This window comes from Bacillus sp. FSL K6-2861, assembly GCF_038630725.1.
GTDB classification, from domain to species: domain Bacteria; phylum Bacillota; class Bacilli; order Bacillales; family Bacillaceae; genus Bacillus; species Bacillus velezensis.
The window spans coordinates 2,388,796-2,408,569 of record NZ_CP152037.1; the positions used below are offsets into that span (position 1 = coordinate 2,388,796).

22 protein-coding genes are annotated in these 19,774 nt (G+C 46.6%); all 22 read right to left on the reverse strand.

All coding sequences use genetic code 11. The features are described 5' to 3' along the window. Positions 1 to 1,116 (reverse strand): prephenate dehydrogenase, encoded by a 1,116-nt coding sequence (locus tag NYE62_RS11780; RefSeq protein ID WP_144664599.1) that lies wholly within the window; start codon positions 1,114 to 1,116, stop codon positions 1 to 3. Positions 1,117 to 1,167: 51 nt separating this feature from the next. After that, positions 1,168 to 2,250: a histidinol-phosphate transaminase gene (gene hisC, locus NYE62_RS11785; RefSeq protein WP_265451380.1), complete on the reverse strand. Its 1,083-nt coding sequence runs from the start codon at positions 2,248 to 2,250 to the stop codon at positions 1,168 to 1,170. A gap of 11 nt (positions 2,251 to 2,261) precedes the next feature. Continuing rightward, a complete protein-coding gene (gene trpA, locus NYE62_RS11790; protein ID WP_265451378.1) occupies positions 2,262 to 3,059 on the reverse strand; it encodes a tryptophan synthase subunit alpha in 798 nt (265 codons plus the stop codon). Then, the gene (trpB, locus tag NYE62_RS11795) at positions 3,052 to 4,254 is read right to left on the reverse strand and encodes a tryptophan synthase subunit beta (RefSeq protein WP_144664596.1); all 1,203 of its coding nucleotides are present in this window, start codon (positions 4,252 to 4,254) and stop codon (positions 3,052 to 3,054) included. The genes trpA and trpB overlap by 8 nt, the downstream gene beginning before the upstream one ends. Continuing rightward, positions 4,235 to 4,888, reverse strand: coding sequence for a phosphoribosylanthranilate isomerase (locus NYE62_RS11800; protein WP_015417721.1), 654 nt, complete (start codon positions 4,886 to 4,888; stop codon positions 4,235 to 4,237). Before NYE62_RS11800 ends, trpB begins: the two co-directional genes overlap by 20 nt. A 4-nt stretch (positions 4,889 to 4,892) precedes the next feature. Then, positions 4,893 to 5,645 (reverse strand): indole-3-glycerol phosphate synthase TrpC, encoded by a 753-nt coding sequence (gene trpC, locus NYE62_RS11805; protein WP_007612237.1) that lies wholly within the window; start codon positions 5,643 to 5,645, stop codon positions 4,893 to 4,895. Continuing rightward, entirely contained in the window at positions 5,638 to 6,654 is a 1,017-nt protein-coding gene (gene trpD / locus NYE62_RS11810) for an anthranilate phosphoribosyltransferase (RefSeq protein ID WP_144664594.1), read from the reverse strand. Before trpD ends, trpC begins: the two co-directional genes overlap by 8 nt. Beyond that, the gene (trpE, locus tag NYE62_RS11815) at positions 6,626 to 8,173 is read right to left on the reverse strand and encodes an anthranilate synthase component I (RefSeq protein ID WP_144664593.1); all 1,548 of its coding nucleotides are present in this window, start codon (positions 8,171 to 8,173) and stop codon (positions 6,626 to 6,628) included. Before trpE ends, trpD begins: the two co-directional genes overlap by 29 nt. Before the next feature lie 223 nt (positions 8,174 to 8,396). Beyond that, positions 8,397 to 8,780 (reverse strand): chorismate mutase, encoded by a 384-nt coding sequence (aroH, locus tag NYE62_RS11820; RefSeq protein WP_003153463.1) that lies wholly within the window; start codon positions 8,778 to 8,780, stop codon positions 8,397 to 8,399. Further along, the gene (aroB, locus tag NYE62_RS11825; protein ID WP_015417725.1) at positions 8,777 to 9,865 is read right to left on the reverse strand and encodes a 3-dehydroquinate synthase; all 1,089 of its coding nucleotides are present in this window, start codon (positions 9,863 to 9,865) and stop codon (positions 8,777 to 8,779) included. Before aroB ends, aroH begins: the two co-directional genes overlap by 4 nt. Then, the gene (aroC, locus tag NYE62_RS11830) at positions 9,865 to 11,037 is read right to left on the reverse strand and encodes a chorismate synthase (protein ID WP_003153459.1); all 1,173 of its coding nucleotides are present in this window, start codon (positions 11,035 to 11,037) and stop codon (positions 9,865 to 9,867) included. The genes aroB and aroC overlap by 1 nt, the downstream gene beginning before the upstream one ends. A gap of 71 nt (positions 11,038 to 11,108) precedes the next feature. Beyond that, positions 11,109 to 11,879: a protein-glutamate O-methyltransferase gene (locus NYE62_RS11835; protein ID WP_015417726.1), complete on the reverse strand. Its 771-nt coding sequence runs from the start codon at positions 11,877 to 11,879 to the stop codon at positions 11,109 to 11,111. 189 nt (positions 11,880 to 12,068) lie between these two features. Next, positions 12,069 to 12,515, reverse strand: coding sequence for a nucleoside-diphosphate kinase (gene ndk / locus NYE62_RS11840; protein WP_015417727.1), 447 nt, complete (start codon positions 12,513 to 12,515; stop codon positions 12,069 to 12,071). A 120-nt stretch (positions 12,516 to 12,635) separates the two neighbouring features. Next, positions 12,636 to 13,598: a heptaprenyl diphosphate synthase component II gene (hepT, locus tag NYE62_RS11845; protein WP_186314443.1), complete on the reverse strand. Its 963-nt coding sequence runs from the start codon at positions 13,596 to 13,598 to the stop codon at positions 12,636 to 12,638. A gap of 28 nt (positions 13,599 to 13,626) precedes the next feature. After that, entirely contained in the window at positions 13,627 to 14,328 is a 702-nt protein-coding gene (gene menG, locus NYE62_RS11850; protein ID WP_003153453.1) for a demethylmenaquinone methyltransferase, read from the reverse strand. 5 nt (positions 14,329 to 14,333) lie between these two features. Beyond that, the gene (gene hepS / locus NYE62_RS11855) at positions 14,334 to 15,089 is read right to left on the reverse strand and encodes a heptaprenyl diphosphate synthase component 1 (RefSeq protein ID WP_007409455.1); all 756 of its coding nucleotides are present in this window, start codon (positions 15,087 to 15,089) and stop codon (positions 14,334 to 14,336) included. Positions 15,090 to 15,245: 156 nt separating this feature from the next. Continuing rightward, the gene (mtrB, locus tag NYE62_RS11860) at positions 15,246 to 15,473 is read right to left on the reverse strand and encodes a trp RNA-binding attenuation protein MtrB (protein ID WP_003153449.1); all 228 of its coding nucleotides are present in this window, start codon (positions 15,471 to 15,473) and stop codon (positions 15,246 to 15,248) included. A 20-nt stretch (positions 15,474 to 15,493) separates the two neighbouring features. Then, the gene (gene folE, locus NYE62_RS11865; RefSeq protein ID WP_003153448.1) at positions 15,494 to 16,066 is read right to left on the reverse strand and encodes a GTP cyclohydrolase I FolE; all 573 of its coding nucleotides are present in this window, start codon (positions 16,064 to 16,066) and stop codon (positions 15,494 to 15,496) included. Between the two features lie 186 nt (positions 16,067 to 16,252). Continuing rightward, the gene (hbs, locus tag NYE62_RS11870) at positions 16,253 to 16,531 is read right to left on the reverse strand and encodes a non-specific DNA-binding protein Hbs (RefSeq protein ID WP_003153447.1); all 279 of its coding nucleotides are present in this window, start codon (positions 16,529 to 16,531) and stop codon (positions 16,253 to 16,255) included. A 374-nt stretch (positions 16,532 to 16,905) separates the two neighbouring features. After that, positions 16,906 to 18,384, reverse strand: a complete 1,479-nt coding sequence (gene spoIVA, locus NYE62_RS11875; protein ID WP_007409454.1) for a stage IV sporulation protein A — start codon at positions 18,382 to 18,384, stop codon at positions 16,906 to 16,908. A gap of 185 nt (positions 18,385 to 18,569) precedes the next feature. After that, entirely contained in the window at positions 18,570 to 19,304 is a 735-nt protein-coding gene (locus NYE62_RS11880; protein ID WP_003153436.1) for a hypothetical protein, read from the reverse strand. Positions 19,305 to 19,323: 19 nt separating this feature from the next. After that, a complete protein-coding gene (locus NYE62_RS11885) occupies positions 19,324 to 19,527 on the reverse strand; it encodes a DUF2768 domain-containing protein (protein WP_003153435.1) in 204 nt (67 codons plus the stop codon). Positions 19,528 to 19,774 lie beyond the last annotated feature (247 nt).

Consider the following 19,774-nt stretch of genomic DNA (forward strand, 5'->3'; position numbering starts at 1 on the left):
TCAGTCAGCGTAAAATGTGTCATATTTGGCGCGGGATTGAATGCAGGTTTCCGCGCGCTTCCGGTCATCATCAGTCTGGAAACTGATTCTGAGAATTCCGTTAATATCTTCTCTTGTTTCGATAATGCGGATGTTGGTGATACTGATTTGTTCTTCTGCCAATATCGCCGTAATTTCCGAAATGACCCCCGGATGATCGGGAACATCGACATAAAGGTCATAAAAGGATGGGATCGCTCCTTTTTGACGGAGCGGCAGACCGTCGCGATAATCTTTCGCTTTTTTAAAATATCCGAACAGGCTGTCCGCATCTTCATTTTCTACATAAGATTCGATCGTGTCAATCTCCCGTTTCCATTCTTTGAAGCGGTCAAGCAGTTTATCTTTGTTATGAAGAAGTATGTCCCTCCACATCGCCGGACTGCTTGAGGCGATCCTGGTGATGTCCCGAAAACCGCCGGCTGCGAAACGTTTCAAAAACGGATAATCTTCTTCAGCATGATGAGCCTGATGTACGAGGCTTGCAGCAACGATATGAGGGAAATGGCTGATGACGCTCGTTACGCCGTCATGCTCCTCGGGAGTCATCTCCACAAAGTGGGCGTTTGCCGCTTTCAAGAGTTCCTTCAGATGCGTTACTGACTCTTTAGAAGTTGATTTTCCGGGTGTTAAAATGTAAAACGCATTTTCGAATAAAAATTCTTTCGCGGCAGCGGCCCCGGATTTATGAGATCCCGCCATCGGATGGCCGCCGACAAATTGATAGTGAGCCGGAAGCACTTTGTCAGCGTAGCTGACGACTTTCTGTTTCGTGCTGCCCACATCCGTAATCAGGAGTTCATGGGTGATGTCTGATGCGGCCAGCACATCGAGCATTTTCAGCGTTTGGGCGACAGGCGTGGCGATAATGACAACAGACGCTTGCTGCGCCCCTTCCGTAAATGAGCCGGCCCGCTCGTCAATAATTCCGAGCTTCAGCGCGGCAGTGAGCTGTTCTTCCGAAATATCCACACCGATAATCCGTTTATGCGGATGCTCCTTTTTGATGGCCAATGCGATCGATCCGCCGATCAGCCCGATCCCCGCAAGCAATATAGTATCCTTCATTTCACTCATTTCCTTTTTCAACTATTTTAATAGAGCAAAGAGGTGATGCCTGATCACCTCTTATAATATTTCAGCTAAAATTGTGAGAATTTCCTCATTCTGCTCTTGCGTACCGACCGTAATCCTTAACGCTGTCGGAAATCCGAGCGCCTGTCCTGAGCGGACGATATATCCTTTTTCCAACAGGGCTTGGAACAGTTCATCCGCCGGGCGGTTAAAATCAATGAGCACAAAGTTGGTTTGTGAAGGATAACAAGTTAATCCGAGAGTTTCTGCAAAATCATAATACTGCTTAAGGCCTGCTTTATTTTTCTCGACGCATTCCTGAATAAATGTCTGGTCATCAAGCGCTGCCAGTGCCGAAGCCTGACCGATTCTGCTCGTATTGAACGGCTCTCTCGCCGGTTCAATCTGGCGGATCAGCGCTTCGTCCGCAATGCCGTATCCGACGCGCAGCGCGGCAAGTCCGTACGCTTTAGAGAAGGTGCGGAGGATCATAACATTCGGATATTGCTTTACAAGCGGAATGCTTTCTGGGTAATCTTCCGCCGTAACATACTCGTAGTACGCTTCATCAAGTACAACGAGTATATGCTCGGGAACTCTGTTTAAAAAGGCAATTAGCTCTTGTTCAGAAGTATATGTCCCCGTCGGATTATTGGGGTTGCATACCCATATGACTTTCGTCTCGCCGTCAATTGCTTCCAGCATCCGGTCCAAATCATGAGCGCCGTCACTGCGGAGCGGCACCTCGCGCACCTCAGCGCCTTCAATCACCGCATTGTGTCTGTATTGCGGGAAAGTCGGGGCGGCGGTAATCGTGTTTGCCTGATCATTTAATAAAGAACGGCAGATAATCTGCACTAGCTCATCAGAGCCGTTGCCGAAAATGATCGAAGATTCACTGACCTGCAGATGCTCACTGAGCCGCGTTCTCAAGGCGGCACTGTAACCATCGGGATACAGCGCAAGCTGCTCAATCTCCTGATGAAGCGCATCTTTAGCGGCCTGTGAACAGCCGAACGGATTTTCGTTAGAAGCGAGTTTTACTACTTTCTCAAGCCCGTATTCCATTTTCACTTCTTCTATTGGTTTGCCCGGCTGATACGGTTTCAGCTGCCGCAGCTGTTCTTTTATCTGCAAATCCAGTCACCTCATTTTACACTGTACAGTCGTCCGAACGTCTTTGCGTATTCTTCAAATTCAAGAAGCGCATCAGCTCTTGTTCCGGGATTCACAAGCTTTATTTTAAGCTCTTCAACTTTTTTGACAAGCGCGCTGCCGACAACAACACCGTCAGATATTTCATTCATCCTGTCAACCTGTTTGCGGTTCGAGATGCCAAAACCGACCGCCACCGGAACAGAGCTGAATTCTTTCACCTTACGGATGAAAGAGTATACAGACGGATCGAATTCGCTGCGTACGCCCGTCACTCCTAAAGAGGATACACAATACACAAAGCCGCAGGCCTGTTCAGTAATTATTTTCAAACGGTCTTCACTTGTCGGCGCAACCAGTGAGATATAAGCGATATTCTCCTTTTTGCATGTCATTTGCAAAAGGGAGCTTTCCTCTAATGGAAGGTCGGGTACAAGCAGACCGTCTATGTCGTTTTCCCGCAGTAAAGCGAAAAAGCATTCTTTTTCTAATTGTAACACAGGATTGTAATACGTAAAGAGGATAATTGGAATATGAACGCCGTTTTTTTTCATTTTGCCGCCAAGTTCAATTGCTTTTACGATATTCATTCCGTTTTCCAGAGCCCGTTTTGAAGCCCGTTGTATGACGGGTCCGTCCGCAAGCGGATCTGTGTAAGGAACGCCGATTTCAAGGGCAGAAGCGCCTGCGTTCTGCAATGATATTGCCAGTTCAACAGAAATGTCAGGAAGCGGATCGCCCGCTGTGATAAAAGGGATAAATAATTTTTCAGACTCTCGCAGATTAAACATGTGTCTCCACCCCGTTTTCCAAAACATTCATCAGCGTATGAACGTCTTTATCTCCTCTTCCCGATAAACTGACGAGAATGATTTTATCTTTATCCATGTCTTTTGCCATTTCAAACGCTTTTGCCAGGGCGTGGGCAGATTCAATAGCCGGAAGAATACCTTCTGTTTCAGAAAGCAGACGTAACGCGGCAATCGCTTCTTCGTCTGTCACGCTTTCGTACGTTACACGGCCGCTTTTATGCAGATAGGCGTGCTCAGGGCCGATCCCCGGGTAATCAAGGCCTGCTGAAATGGAATACGGTTCGATAATCTGCCCGTATTTATCTTGTATTAAATAGGTCATTGATCCGTGAATCACCCCGAGCGTCCCTTTTGCGATCGTTGCCGCATGCAGCGGCGTATCAATTCCTTTTCCGGCCGCCTCGGCGCCGATCAGCTCAGTATCTTCGTCTAAAAAGGCCTGAAAAATGCCCATCGCATTGCTTCCGCCGCCGACACATGCAACAATCTTATCCGGGAGCGTTCCTTCAACCCGGCGGAGCTGTTCTTTCGCTTCCTCTCCGATGATTTTCTGAAATTCGCGAACGATATACGGATACGGATGCGGCCCCACTACAGAACCGATAAGGTAGAAATGATCTTCACAATGCTGGACCCAATACCTGATCGCCTCATTCGTCGCATCTTTCAGCGTGCCGTTGCCGCTTGTGACCGGCACCACTTCCGCGCCGAGCAGTTTCATCCGGAATACGTTCAGCGACTGGCGCGCAACGTCTTCTTCACCCATAAAAACCGTACATTTAAAACCGAATTTTGCGGCGGCTGTCGCGGCAGCCACACCGTGCTGTCCCGCGCCGGTTTCGGCGATGATTTTCGTTTTGCCCATCTTTTTAGCAAGCAGAATCTGGCCTAACGCGTTGTTAATTTTATGAGAGCCGGTATGGTTTAAATCTTCTCTTTTCAGATAGATTTTCGCCCCTCCCAAATACTCTGACACCCTGTCTGCGAACGTTAATGCAGTCGGTCTTCCGGAGTAATCAAACAATAGCTTTTTATATTCGGCATGAAAAACGGGATCATTCTTTAATTCTTTGAAAGCCGTTTCGATTTCCTCAAGGGGCCGCATCAATGTTTCAGGGACAAATTTGCCGCCGAATTCGCCGTATCTTCCGATTTCATTTGGATATGGATACATAGTGGTTCATCCTTTCTTCTAGTAGCCGGATCAGTGTTTGATCCTTTTGTCCGTTTTTTTCAATTCCGCTGGCAAGATCTATACCGCACGGACGCGATCTCAGTAAGCCGGTAATCGTTTCAGGATTAACGCCGCCCGCGATAAAACAGCGCTTGTTTGCATTTTGAGCCTGCTTTCGGTACAAGGGGACACGGGCCCATGAAAACGCGATTCCCGTGCCGCCTCTCATTCCTTTTACTGAAGAATCAATGACATAGCCGTCGACAGCAGGTGCAAATTGAGCCATCTGACGAAGCGTCCCTTCCCCGTGATGGAGCGCTTTCCATATCTCCGAGCGCACAAGCGGACGGAGACGGAGGGCATCCTCAGGCGATTCATCACCGTGAAGCTGGATGGCGTCAAGTGCCAGATCAGAGGCGATTTGCGCGATGTTTTCTATCGTTTCATTTACAAATACTCCGACATGTTTCTTGTCTGTCCGGACCTGCTCTTTCCATTTCCGGACCTCATCCGGCGTTACTCTCCGTTTGCTTGCGGCAAAAATAAATCCCAGATAATCCGCTCCTGAAGCTGCCGCAAGTTCGTAATCACGCTTCGATCGTATCCCGCAGTACTTTACCTCAGGCTTTTTCATATCATCACTCCCCGAACAGTCCGCGGATCGCCTTTTGCTGCGAATCCTCTCTCATTAAGGATTCTCCGACCAATACAGCCTGCGCCCCGTGCTTGTTGACGAATTGCAGGTCAGCCAAAGAACCGATGCCGCTTTCGCTGACCAGCAGGCAGCCGTCCGGTACAAGCTGCGCTATTTTTTCCGTTTGCGAAACAGAAGTACGGAACGTTTTTAAGTCCCGGTTGTTTATGCCGAGAATGTCCGGCTGAAACACTTGTAAAATCCGTTCAAGCACAGTTTCATCATGGACTTCAACGAGAACGTCCATGCCCTTCTCGCGGGCTTCCAGATAAAGCTCATGAAGCTCTGAAGGTTCCAGCGCTTCCCCGATCAGCAAAATGGCATCGGCGCCGATCCTGAACGATTCCTCCACCTGAAGGGAATCAATAATAAAATCTTTTCTCAGCACGGGAAGAGACACGGTTTGTTTAACATCTGTCAGAAATTGATTTCTCCCCTGAAAAAAACGGGTATCCGTGAGAACCGAAAGGGCGTCGGCTTTAGCCGCTTCATAATCCGCCGCAATCGTTTCCGGAACAAAATGCTCTTTAATCAATCCTTTAGACGGCGAAGCTTTTTTCACTTCGGCGATCAGCCCGATAAAACGGTTCGGGTTCAGGAGCGCTTTTTTAAAGGATCTCCGTTCAATTTGACAGGTTTCCGGCAGCACGATGGATTTGATTTCTTCTTTTTTCTGCTGAATGATTTGATCAAGCATACATTTCTTCCTCTTTCTGTTTCAGACGTTCGAGCTGCCTTTTGGCATCTCCGTTTTGAATCGATTCTAAAGCGGTTTTCGTTCCTTCTTTCAGATCGTTTGCAAGACCTGCCGTATAAATGGCCGCGCCCGCATTTAAGGCGGTAATATGCAGAGCGGATGACGGAGCTTCATTTGCAAAAATATTCTGAATGAGGAGCGCGCTTTCTTCCGATGAACTCACTTGAATATCCTTTAGTGAACCTTCTGCAAAACCGAATTGTTCAGGTGAAACGGAATATTCCAGACGTTCACCGTTTTTCAGTTCAATAATATCGGTCGGTGCTGTGATGGACAGTTCATCTAATCCGTCACGGGCCGACACAAGCATGACGTGTCTGACATCAAATTGTTCCAACGCGCTTGCCATCAGGCGCGCTTTATCTAATGAATAGACGCCGATCACCTGCCGCTTCACCTGCAGCGGGTTGCTGAGCGGGCCCAGCAGATTAAATACGGTTCGGAAGCCAAGCTCTTTTCTTGCGGCGGCGACGTGCTTCATTGACGAATGAAACAACGGCGCAAACAAAAACCCCATTTGTTTCATTTCAATGCTGCGTTTGACGCTGTCTGGTGTGGCTTGAATGGAAACCCCCAGCTTTTCCAGCACATCCGCGCTGCCGCTTTTAGACGAAACGGAGCGATTTCCGTGCTTGGCAACTTTAGCTCCGGCGGCAGAAGCTGTAATCGCCGCTGCCGTGGATATGTTAAACGTAGAAATCCCGTCTCCGCCTGTTCCGCACGTATCAACGACATCCGCCAAGCCACCCGCCGTCTGTGCCCGTGCCCGCATCACTTTTACAAATCCGGCAAGCTCCTCCGCCGTTTCACCTCGATGGGCTAACACCGATAAAATCCCGCCGATCTCAGACTGCGACATGTCCCCGTTCATCATCATCTCCATCAGCTTTTCGGCTTCTCCGGTTTTCAGCGTACGGCCATTAACGCACGATTGCAGAAATTTGTTCATCCGTCTTCTCCTCCCCGCCAGAAAAGATGTCTTCTGCGATTTGAATCGTTTTTAAAAGCGCCCCCGCTTTGTTACAGCTTTCTTCATATTCGGCTTCCGGGACGGAATCGGCGACTATTCCCGCGCCCGCCTGCACCGATGCCGTACCGTTTTTGACACTCATAGTGCGGATGGTAATACACGAATCAATTGACCCGTCAAATCCGATATAAGCGATACATCCGCCGTAGGTTTCTCTGGAAGTCGGTTCTAATTCATTTAAAAGCTGCATCGCGTGGATTTTCGGAGCGCCCGTGAGTGTTCCTGCCGGGAATGCCGACATCAGCGCGTCAACGGGATGGACGCCCTGCTTTAAACGGCCGGTTACAACAGAGATGATGTGCATCACATGTGAAAAAGAAACGACCTTTGTGAATTCCGGAACGGCTACGGAACCGTACTCCGCAACTCTGCCGATGTCATTGCGCGCAAGATCGACGAGCATGTAATGTTCAGCTTTTTCTTTTTCGTCATTCATCAGCTCTTTTTTCAGGCGTTCATCCTCTTCTTTTCCGGCGCCCCTTCTTCTCGTTCCGGCAATCGGATGAATTTCCAGGTGCCTGTCATGCACGCGGATCAGACGTTCAGGCGAACTCCCGACAATGTCTCTGTCAGGCAGTTTGATATAGTACATATAGGGTGAAGGATTGATGATGCGGAGCACCCTGTACAGCTCAAATGAATGTCTGGATACCGGAATGTCAAACTTTTGCGAAAGCACCCCTTGAAAAATGTCTCCCGCTTTTATATATTCTTTCAGTTTATTAACGCCGGCCATAAACTCCTCTTTCGTATAATTGGATGTCACATCGGCAAAACTTGGCGTGTCAAACGTTTCTTTAGAAAAAAACGGCTCTTTCATATCTTTCGATTCTGTCAAAATACCGATAAGCTTACGAAGCTCCGCGCAATTTTCTTTAAAAACGGCCCGCTTTTCTTCCTCCGTCTCCCGGCCGTTAAGCTCCGCATATTGAATGAAATGCACTTGTTTCGTTTCGTGGTCGTACGCGATGATTTTCCGGCAGACAAACAGCATACATTTTTCGAAATCTGTTACTTTCGCGTGGCTTGGCACGGAAGGCTCAATCAAAGGAATCATGTCATAGCTCAGATAACCGACCGCCCCTCCCGAAAATGGGATATCAAGCTCGGGTGTTTTAATGCGGAAGCTCTCATTCATCCAGTCAAGCACGGCTTTTAATTCTCCGGCTTCAAACAGCGTATGCCCGTTTGGATCAGTGGCAGTGAATGTGTTATGACTCTCTTTAATGGTGATAAAAGGATCAAGGCCGATAAAAGAGTATCTCGACCAGCTTGACGACTCATCCTTGCTTTCTAAAAGATACGTAATGTTTCTGTCCAGTTTTTCAACCATCTGAATGGGTGTGATCGTGTCGACCGTAAAAGTCTCTGCGATTGGAATGGTGCGGTGTGTCAGACTGTCCTTTAAAAATAAAGAAACATCCGATTGTAAATTCATGATTCTCCTCCTTACGGTAAGGAGAATGAGATGAAGAGTGAGAGGAGTCTTGCGTATAAGAAATAAACCCAAAAGAAAGGCTTCTTTTGGGCAGAATAAAAACGTGTTTATCTCAGCTCAGCTAAACTCATTCTCTGCTACCCTATTCTAAACTCAACTGTTCAATGTCTTACTTACCAGCTCTATACACACTCTTGTGTATTTCTAAGCTTTGTTTATCGTATTACATGTCAGTATTTTTTGTCAATGATAAATCCGGCCTTAACACAACGGCTTTTTCTAAATAGACATGCTTGATTTCATCCTGAGGCGTATCCGTCTGAACCGTCATCAGGACACGGATACACTTTTGCAGAGCGCCGGTGACATCCATTTCCTGCATGCACGTCACCGGGACGTACTGCCACCCGGAAAGGCGGCGGACCGCTTTTGCCGGAAATACGGAATGGATATCAGGCGTGGCGGATAACAGGATCTGTACAACGTCTTCCGGCTTGCATCCATTTTGTTCAATGATTTTTTCAAGCAGCTGCTGTGTTTTTTCTAAAATTTCTTGTTCGGTGTCTTGTTCCACCGTTGTTGCTCCGCGAATGCCGCGTATCATCATGCTGTTTCCTCCATTCGCCATTTATTCAGCAAATTTTCGAGCTCATCTTTTGAAAGCATGCAGTCCCGCGCTTCGCCTAATTCTTTTAACACGATGAACTGTGTCATGCCTCCGCGCGTTTTTTTATCATTCATCATCCGGGCGGAGAGAACCGGCGTTTCAATATCTTGTCTGATGCTTCCCGGGTAGCCGAGCCCAATCAGCCATTGTGTGAGTTCTTTCCTGTTCATCTTGCAACCCGCAACCTGTTCACTCACGTAAAGGGCAAACTGCATGCCGAGGGCGACCGCATCTCCATGTGTAATCCGTCCGTAGCCGTATTCCGCCTCAACGGCATGGCCGAGCGTATGGCCGAAATTCAGAAAAGCTCTTATCCCCTCTTCCTTTTCGTCCTCACGCACGACGGCCGATTTGATTGAAATTCCTTTATAAATCATTTCATTCAGCTCAGCGCTTGTCAGTCCTTGCAACGTGTCAAACGTGAGAAGTTTTTCTAAAAAAGCATGATCGGCGATAAACGCGTGTTTGATCACTTCAGCCATGCCCGATCTCAGCTCTTGTTCCGGCAGGGTTTTCAGAAGCTCCGTATCGTAAATCACCGCTTTCGGCTGATAAAACGCGCCGATTAAGTTCTTTCCGAGTTTATGGTTGACGGCCACCTTGCCGCCGACCGCGCTGTCATGGGCAAGCAGTGTTGTCGGCATTTGAATGAAATCAATTCCGCGCATAAAAGTTGCTGCGCAAAAGCCGGCCAAATCACCCGTCACGCCGCCTCCGAATGCAATCATACATGAGGAGCGGTCCATATGGAAAGCGATCGCTTCCGTTTGAATCCGTTCATACTCTTTTAGAGATTTCGCTTCTTCTCCGCTTGGAACGATCACCTTTTTCACGGGCCATGTTTCGTTTAAAAGCCGGAACATCTCATCACCGTAAAGCCGGTCAACTTCAGCATCGATGATGAGAAGGATCTTTGTCAGCGGCCTGTTCAGTGAAGACAAAAGGGCAGCGGCCTGTTTCCTTATGCCTTCACCGATATACACGGGATATGCGGAGGAAGCTGTCCGAACCTCAAGCTCTTTCATCAGAATTCCCTCGATAGTTTTTTCATGTTTTCAACATTTTCTTTAATGCGGTCGATCTGGTCAAGCCCGAATTGTTCGACGACTGCATTTGCGATTTCCCAGGCCACTGCTGCTTCAGCCACTACGCTTGCTGCCGGAACCGCGCAGCTGTCTGAACGTTCAATGCTCGCTGTAAACGGTTCTTTCGTTTCAATGTCGACGCTTTTCAGCGGCTTGTACAAAGTAGGGATCGGTTTCATAACGCCGCGGACGACAATCGGCATTCCCGTCGTCATACCGCCTTCTAATCCTCCGAGCCTGTTTGTGGCGCGTGTATAGCCTTTCTCTTCATCCCATACGATTTCATCATGAACTTCACTGCCGTTTTTGCCGGCCGCTTCAAAACCGATGCCGAACTCTACGCCTTTAAACGCGTTAATCGACAGAACGGCAGCAGCGAGCTTGCTGTCCAGCTTACGGTCATAGTGGACATAGCTTCCGACACCGACCGGCATACCTTCGACGATCACTTCAACGATTCCGCCGATCGAGTCGCCGTTTGCCTTCGCTTCATCAATGGCTGCCATCATTTGACGGCCTGCTTCTTCATCGTAGCATCTGACCGGTGATTCTTCCGTTACCCGTTTGAGATCCTCAATGGATGTGTAATCGGTTTTCTCTGCTTTTACGCTGCCGATTTGCAGGACATGCCCGGCGACTTTAATGCCAAGCTCCGCTAAAATCTTTTTAGCGACGGCTCCGGCAGCCACGCGAACCGTTGTCTCACGCGCGGAAGATCGTTCTAACACATTTCTCATATCACGGTGATTATATTTAATAGCACCGTTCAAATCTGCGTGTCCCGGTCTCGGTCTTGAAATCTGGCGTTTCATTTCACTTTCTTCTTCTTCTGTAATCGGTGCTGCGCCCATAATTTTTGTCCAGTGGGTCCAGTCTTTATTTTCTACAACGAGCGCGATGGGTGAACCGAGTGTCCGGGCATGCCGCACGCCGCTTGTGATCTTCGCTCTGTCCGTTTCAATCTGCATGCGGCGTCCGCGGCCGTGCCCTTTTTGACGTCTGGCAAGCTCAAAATTAATGTCTTCTTCAGTTATATAAAGCCCCGCAGGCACACCTTCTATAATTGTCGTCAGCTGCGGACCGTGTGATTCTCCGGCTGTTAAGTATCTCATTTTTTTCTTCTCCCTTCATCGCATTAACGCTTTTAAGTAAAACTATACCACAAGTTTTCATTAAATGTCTTCTATCTTTTTTGATAAAAAAATGTATCAGTGCTCTCAAGGCCGAATTTTTCCGGGCTGAAAATTTGTTCTGTACTGCCTACAAACAGAATTCCGTTCTTTTTCAGACTGCCCGCCATTTTCACATACAGCTCTTCTTTTGCTTTTTCAGTAAAATAAATAAAGACGTTGCGGCAGACGATCAGATCAAAATCCTGTTCATAGCTGTCGGCAAGCAGGTTGTGCCGCTTAAACCGGATGTTTTTCTGAATCTCTTGTTTTACTTGATAACTGTTGTCAGCCTGCTTAGTGAAATAACGGCTTTTCACGGAAGCCGGCACCTCTTGCAGCGAGCGTTCCTGATAGATGCCCCGCTTAGCTTTGCTTAGCGCCTTTTCATCAATATCTGTCGCCAATATATCAAATCCGGCCAGTCCCGTCTGCTGATTGAGAATCATAGCCAAAGTATAGGGCTCCTCTCCCGTTGAACAGGCCGCACTCCATATTTTTAACGGTTTTTTATGCTTTATTAACGGAAGAATTGAGGTTTCAAGAACTTCCCACCGTTTATAATTTCGGTAAAATTCAGAAACATTGATCGTCATTCTGTCCAATGTTTCGTTTAATAAAAGCTTGTCCTTTTCCAAAGCGGCGGCAAATTCCTGAAAATCTCTGAACCCCTTCTTTTCATAAAGGGACGTCAGCCGCCTTTTCATCTGTGCTTCTTTGTATAAAGATAAATCAACGCCGGTTATTTGTTTCCACTTGGTGATAAAAATGTCGTAAGGCTCCATTGCTTCTCTCCCAATCTCGCTGTCTTTTGTCCTAGTATAGCCTGTTTTCTTTCTAATTTGTACGATTTCAATAAAAAAATCAGCCCGCAGGCTGATTTGTGAGAAATGAAAAGACAGGGCAGCACAGCCTCTGTCTTTCTTAAAATATGTAAACCTTTTCATAACAAGAGAAAAAGAAAGGCTGACGGCTTAGTACACCCAGTCGGCCATTAATTTTTGATACGGTACAAGCTCTTCCTGTTTGAAGAAAATGTCAATTTCCCGCTCAGCGCTTTCTAAGGAGTCTGAACCGTGAATGATATTTTTGCCGACAAACATGCCGTAGTCACCGCGGATCGTGCCCGGCAGTGCATCTTTCGGGTTCGTTTTTCCGATCAGCTGTCTTGTGATCTCTACTACATTTTCCCCTTCCCATACCATTGCAAATACGGGTCCTGATGTAATGAATTCCACAAGCTCGCTGAAAAACGGCTTCCCTTTATGTTCAGCATAATGGTTTTCAGCCATCTGTTCTGAAACTTGCATTAGCTTGGCTCCTGCCAATTGTAAGCCCTTACGCTCAAATCTGGATAAAATCTCTCCGATTAGCTGGCGCTGTACGCCGTCCGGTTTTACCATGATAAAAGTTTTTTCCATAAGATTCTCCACCCCATCATTATGTATAGGCTTTCAAGTTGCACACCGAAATCGTAACATCTTTCTGACAATTAATCAATCCAGGGCGGAGAATGTTCACATCTTGTTCGTAAAAGGAATTTAAAATTTCCGTTTGCCGATATATTTGGCGATGGCGGCCAATGATGAGCGCGCACGTCCTCTCGGCAGTGTATTCAGTTTTTCAAACGCTTTTTTTAAGTACCTGTCACTGACGGCTATTGATTTTTCAATCGCGTCTGTGCGTTTAATATTTTCAATAATGGGGGCGAGTTGCTCCTGTGTTGTTTCACTGTTAATTAATTTCAGCTGATTTTTCAATTCAGGCTGACGGAGCGCGTACAAAACGGGCAGAGTGACATTTCCTTGCAGCAGATCCCCTCCGACCGGTTTTCCCAGTTCCTCTTCCGTTGAAGTGAAATCAAGAATGTCGTCAATAATCTGATAGGACATGCCCACGTAATAACCGAACCAATATAATGCTTTGTGAATCTTCTCATCAGCTCCCGAAGCGATGGCGCCGAGCTGGCAGCTGACGGCAATGAGAAGAGCCGTTTTCCGTTTGATGCGGCGCAAATAGGTTCTGAGGTTTTGTTCCATATTGTATTTATCTCTGATCTGTTCAATTTCTCCGAGGCATACTTCTACGATGGTTTTGGACAGGATTCGGTGGGCTTTCGGCTCATCCAATCTCGTCATCATCTCAAGTGAGCCCGCTAGCATATAATCACCGGTATACATGGCGATGCGGTTGTCCCACTTGGCTTTGATGGTCGGTTTTCCCCTCCGCAGCTCGGCGTCATCAATGACGTCGTCATGCACGAGGGACGCCATATGAATCATTTCCAGCGTCACCGCAACATATTTTATTTTATTAATGTCATAGTCGCCAAACATGCCGGAAAGCAATACGAAAACAGGGCGGATCCGCTTGCCGCCCGCCTGGAGCAGGTGGAGCCCGGCTTCACTCAGCAAAGGATAGTCTGACCGCACCGTTTGCTCAAGCTCCCTTTCGATCACATCAATATCGTCATTTAAAAAAGAATAGGCCATTTTAAATTTCATATCATTCACCCAAACATCTGTATATTCATCATTTCCAACCGATATGCGTAGCGGCCACTCCGCCGGTAAACGAATGGTATTTGACATTCGTCAGGCCCGCTTCTTCAAACAGACGCGCAAGTTCTTTCATACCGGGAAATTCTCTTGCCGATTCTTGAAGCCAAGAATATTCTTTATAGCTCTTCGCAAACATTTTTCCGAAGAAAGGCATGATGTATTTAAAATAAAGAAAATACGCCTGTCTGAATCCGAACATTTCCGGCTGGGATGTTTCCAGACATACAACCTGCCCGCCCGGTTTGACGACCCGCCGCATTTCTTTCAGCACGGTCAGATAGTCGGGAACGTTCCGCAGCCCGAAGCCGATGGTGACAAAATCAAAAGAATCATCAGCGAAAGGAAGCTCCATCGCATTTCCGTGCAAAAGCTCAATTTGGCTGTAACCGCCCTCTTTCACTTTTTTCTCACCGATGCTCAGCATATTTTTGCTGAAATCCAGTCCTTTGATTTCGCCGCTTTTTCCGGCCGCTTCTGCGAGGGCAATCGTCCAGTCAGCCGTTCCGCAACAGACATCAAGCGCTTTTGCGCCTTCTTTTACATTCATGATCTGCATCGTTTTATCGCGCCATTTTTTATGCTGCTGAAAACTGATGACAGAGTTCATTTGGTCATAATTTTTATAGATTTTTTCAAACACGCCGTGTACGCGCTGTTCTTTTGACTCCTGCATGTTGATTACCCTTCTTCCACTTTCTGATGATATGTTTTGTCCTGGCTGATCGCTTTAAGCCGGTTCAGCATGAGGTTTTGGATTGGTGAATTGAGCGGCAGCAGCGTTTCAATGCTTTGCTTTGCCTTTCGGAAGCTATCTTCCATTATGTCAGCCTTTGATTTCCCTGACTTTACAATATTGCCGATGACATCGAGAAATATAGCATTGCCGTTCATCAGCCGCTTATATACAAAAAAATCACTCGCCAGCTCTTTCCAGCGCGGAAGATTAAAGTGGTCTGACACTCTGTGAAACAGGGCCGCTTCCACAATCGCCATGCTTTCGATCAATTGATTCAAGTCATTGACAGACCGATCGTACAGACGGATTTTATGCTCATTGATTTCTTTAATTGCCGTAGCGAGCGTCCGAATCATATAGATATCCTTCATTTCAGATAAAAGCGAATAATACAGTCCGCTGAAATAGTCGCCGGCAAGCACGGTGAGCTGCCGGTTTTTATTTTCGTCTCGCTTTAACGCTCTGGCTGTTGTCACTTCATCGTGGGTATCAAGGGCGCTTTGGACAAGCATCGCAGTTACTATGTAATTTTCTCTGTCGTTGTTCTTAATGTCCGCCTCTTCAAACAAAGCGTGAAAAAGAAGAAGCTTATCCTCATCGATTTTAGGCGCAGAAATATGTTTCGCTAAATAAGGATGAGACAGCTTTTGTTTTAATTTCGTATTTAGATTCGCTAAAGTTCCGTAGATGTCTTGCAAAAATATCACCCTTGTCCCCAAATTCACATTTATTCTAATATGTATGAGATTTACTCGTCATTATTATACGCAGGTATCATTATAGCATAAAAAAAAGAAATTGGCTGTATTCTCCCGCCGTTTGCGGGCATTTGGCAAAAGCGGGAAACAGCCGGCTTATTTTTTTTCGCTGTTCATTTCTCCGTAAGCGGTCTGGATGAGGGCGTTGCCTCTCACTTTGATGGCAGAGGTATGCTCAGTAAACTGAGCGATAATCACTTCGCCTTTGTCCAGTTTTTCGGAATGGTGAAATTTCGTATCCGTTCCTCTCGTTAAACCGATGACGTTCACGCCGTCCTCGACCGCTTTAATGACGACAAAATCACTTGAATGCTTTGAATTCATATCTGCACCCTCTATCATTATTAATCCGCACGTTTAATATGTTCTAACACTTCGGAACGCGCCGCTGCGTCATCTTTAAAAATACCTCTTACAGCGGAAGTCACTGTTTTTGCACCTGGCTTTCTTACGCCCCTCATTGTCATGCACATATGCTCAGCCTCGACGACAACCATGACGCCGTGGGGATCTAAGGTCTCTACGATGCTTTCTGCAATCGTTGAAGTGATGCGCTCCTGCAGCTGCGGGCGTTTTGAGACGGCTTCCACCGCCCGCGCCAATTTACTCAGGCCCGTCACTTTGCCGCCGCGCGGAATGTAGGCAATATGCGCTTTTCCGTAAAAAGGAACAAGGTGATGTTCACACATGGAATGAAACGCGATATCTTTTACAAGAACAAGCTCCTCATGGTCTTCTCCGAAAACGGTTTTAAAGTGTTCTTTCGGGTCTTCATTTAATCCCGAGAATACTTCCGCGTACATTTTCGCCACGCGTTTCGGCGTATCTAAAAGCCCTTCCCGGTCCGGGTCTTCTCCAATCGCCTCTAAAATCTGGCGAACCGCCTGTTCAATCTGTTCTTTATTAACTTCTTTCATTGTCTGTGTCCTCCACCATTGAATACATTTAATTTCGATTCTAGCACATTTGCCGCGCCAAAAGCAAAACGAAAGTCCTGCCCGGTGACCGAGGCTGCTTAAATATGAAAAGCCCCTTTATCAAGGGGCTTTTCTGTGAAGAAACAAAGTGTATGTATCAGATGCATACACGATCTATATTCACAATTATTTTCCTGCAACAGCGTCTTTAAGAGCTTTACCTGGTTTGAAAGCAGGTACCTTGCTTGCAGGGATTTCGATTTCTTCACCAGTTTGCGGGTTACGTCCTTTACGTGCAGAGCGCTCGCGCACCTCAAAGTTACCGAAACCGATCAGTTGGATTTTATCACCGTTTTTAAGTGCATCTAAAATCGTATCAAAAACAGAATCAACTGCTTTTGTAGCGTCTTTTTTAGACAATTCGCTTGCTTCAGCAACCGCATTGATTAGTTCTGTCTTGTTCATGCCTTTCACCTCCTCCCAAAAGGGTATCAAATCAGCAGTTTATTATCATTTCTTCACAGTTCAGCCTGATTCTAAACCTGTCTGATAAAAAATCAAAGCAGGGAAGAACAGACAAGTAAACGGCTTTTCAAAAGAAAACAGACACTTTGAGGAATGTTTGTCCAACAAAGTGAAGATTTTCTGTCTGTAGAGTAACACATATAAAAAGCCATATCAAGCATTTTAAAGCCTCAATCCCTTGCTCGTCAAGGTTTTCACGTGTTTTATCGAACAAATATTCCTTTTTTTGCTTTTTTCCTCCTAATCCTTGATTGATTTCCAGTATCTAAAAAGAATAAAAAAAGACCCCCCGTTTCAGGAAGAGGTCCTTCAGCTTACAAAATAATGGCGATCAGGCCGCCTGAGCCTTCGTTAATAATTCTCTCCAGCGTTTCTTTCAATTTATATCTCGCATTTTCCGGCATGAGTGACAGTTTTGCGGAGATTCCTTCTCTTACGATAGAGCTCAATGATCTGCCGAAAATATCGGAGTTCCAGATAGAAAGCGGATCATCTTCAAAGTCCTGCATTAAGTAACGGACAAGTTCTTCACTTTGTTTTTCCGTCCCGATGATCGGCGCGAATTCACTTTCCACATCCACTTTGATCATATGAATGGACGGAGCGACCGCTTTGAGCCTTACTCCGAATCTTGATCCCTGTCTGATGATTTCCGGTTCATCAAGGCTCATATCGGCTAAGGCCGGGGCGGCAATGCCGTAGCCGGTCTGTTTCACCATTTTCAGCGCATCTGATACCTGATCATATTCTTTTTTCGCGTGGGCGAAGTCCTGCATTAATTCAAGCAGGTGGTCTTTCCCGCGGATTTCAACGCCGACCACTTCTTTTAAAATCTGGTCATATAAATGATCCGGCGCATACAAATCAATTTCTGCGACACCCTGGCCAAGTTCGATTCCGGCCAATCCGGCGCTTTCAATAAACTCAAATTCACTGAAGTGTCCGACAACCCGGTCGACATCGCGCAGGCGTTTAATATCTTTTACGGTTTCTTTCACTGATTCCTGGTAGCTCTCTCTGAGCCAGTGATTTTCTTTCAGCACCATGACCCAGCTCGGAAGGTTGACATTGACTTCCAGCACAGGGAACTCGTAAAGCGCTTCTCTGAGGACGCTTAACACATCTGTTTCCCGCATGCTTTCAACACTCATGGCGAGGACGGGAATATCATATTTCGCGCTTAATTCAGCTCTGAGCGCTTCTGTTTCCGGGTGGTACGGTTTTACCGAGTTGATAACCATAATAAACGGTTTGCCGACTTCCTTCAGCTCGTCGATGACTCTTTCTTCCGCTTCCACGTAATCGCCCCGCGCAATATCGCCGATTGAGCCGTCTGTCGTAATGACGACCCCGATTGTGGAGTGTTCCTGGATGACTTTTCTCGTACCGATTTCCGCTGCCTCATGAAAGGGAATCGGTTCTTCGTACCAAGGTGTATTGATCATTCTCGGGCCGTTTTCATCCTCATATCCCTTCGCCCCGGGAACCGTATATCCCACACAATCCACAAGACGGATGTTGACATCAAGTCCTTCCGCGACATGAACGGACATGGCTTGATTCGGGACAAATTTTGGTTCTGTGGTCATTATCGTTTTTCCTGCTGCGCTTTGCGGAAGCTCATCCTGCGCCCGCGCTCGGTCGGCCTCATTGCTGATATTCGGGAGCACCACGAGCTCCATAAATTTTTTAATGAATGTAGATTTCCCTGTACGGACAGCGCCAACGACTCCTAAGTATATATCGCCCCCTGTTCGTTCAGCGATATCCTTGAAAATATCGACCTTTTCCAAGTGATCCCCTCCCGGACTTCCTATCCTTATCATTTTTCATTCACCATTCTCCAATCAAATACAGGACACTATATGTGTATGACGTTGTCCTATTTCAATATGACATCTTTAAAAAATTTTCAGGCAGTCTTTTCTATCAAAATCAAAAAAACCTTTCTCCCTATTTGTATGCGCGGGAAAAAGGTTCATTCCTGTTTCGTTTGACTTTCTAAAAAAACGGGTTCCTGTTTTTCATTTACGGTGTATGTGACTGAAAAGGCCGGGACGAAAGGAGTCTCTTTCCATAAAATATCTTGAATTTCCGCGCCCGGTTTGATTTTCTTTTTGTTTTCCTTCAGGCAGCGGGCGAGATCGACGCGATAGTCGGCATAGATTTCTCCGTCAGCGCCGATTAAAAGCGGCAGAGACGTGCCTGAAACCGGACTTTTGACTGAAGGAGAGTCTTTCATGCCGAGCTTTTTTTTATTTAAAGTGAACAGCCCTTTTGAAACGGCGTCCTCATAGGGAGGATATGTATGCTTTTCCTGATACATTTTGACACGCAGCTTCATGTCGCGGATTGCTTCCGCCATTTGGAGATCGACCAGCTTGACGGTCGGCTTATTTTCCACATCGACAAGCACGTATTGGTACATTCCTCCGCTTTCATAAGCTGAGGCCGGCGGCTCCTCTATGTATCTGGGCGCGAGCCGCTTAAAATCTATCGGATATTTTTGATAGAGCGGTGTTTTCATATCTTTTGTCTGAATCGGCAGAAGTCCGCCGTTCGCCTTTTTAAATTCATCCACTGCCGCTTGCACCTGCTGAAGCTGATGTTTGTAAGATACTTTATTTTCAGTTTTTTTTGCTTCAGGGTACAGACAGCCGGACAGCAGAAGCACCGCCATTGCCGTTATGACGGCCATTTTTAACTTATGCATTCCGCGCCCCCTTTTTGCTTTATTCATTGACAGGCCCGCTGAAAACGACCATTAACACGATCAATCCCGAGATGACCATGCAGGCATAAGCGAGTGAAGAAACTGCTGCTTTTATCAGTTTGTTTTTCACTTTGTATCTGCTGACATAAATAGAGGCCACCGCAACAAACATTAATCCCATAGCACCAAGCGCAAACCACATTTTCATCAATGCCACACTCACGTTCGTGCCCCCCGTCCCATCATTGTAAGCGTTATATTTCATTTTAATATACAAATGTTGAAAAGATCAACAGGTTTTCCATCTATTGAAAAAACAAAAAAAACTGAAGCAAAGAGGGGGACTTTGCTTCAGTCAAGTTGACTATATTCACCTGTACGTCTGAGATACACTCTCTTGGACTTCGATGCTATAGTATGCGCAGATGCATACGTCTGCATCCTCTTCTGCCTAAATCAGCAAATGTTTT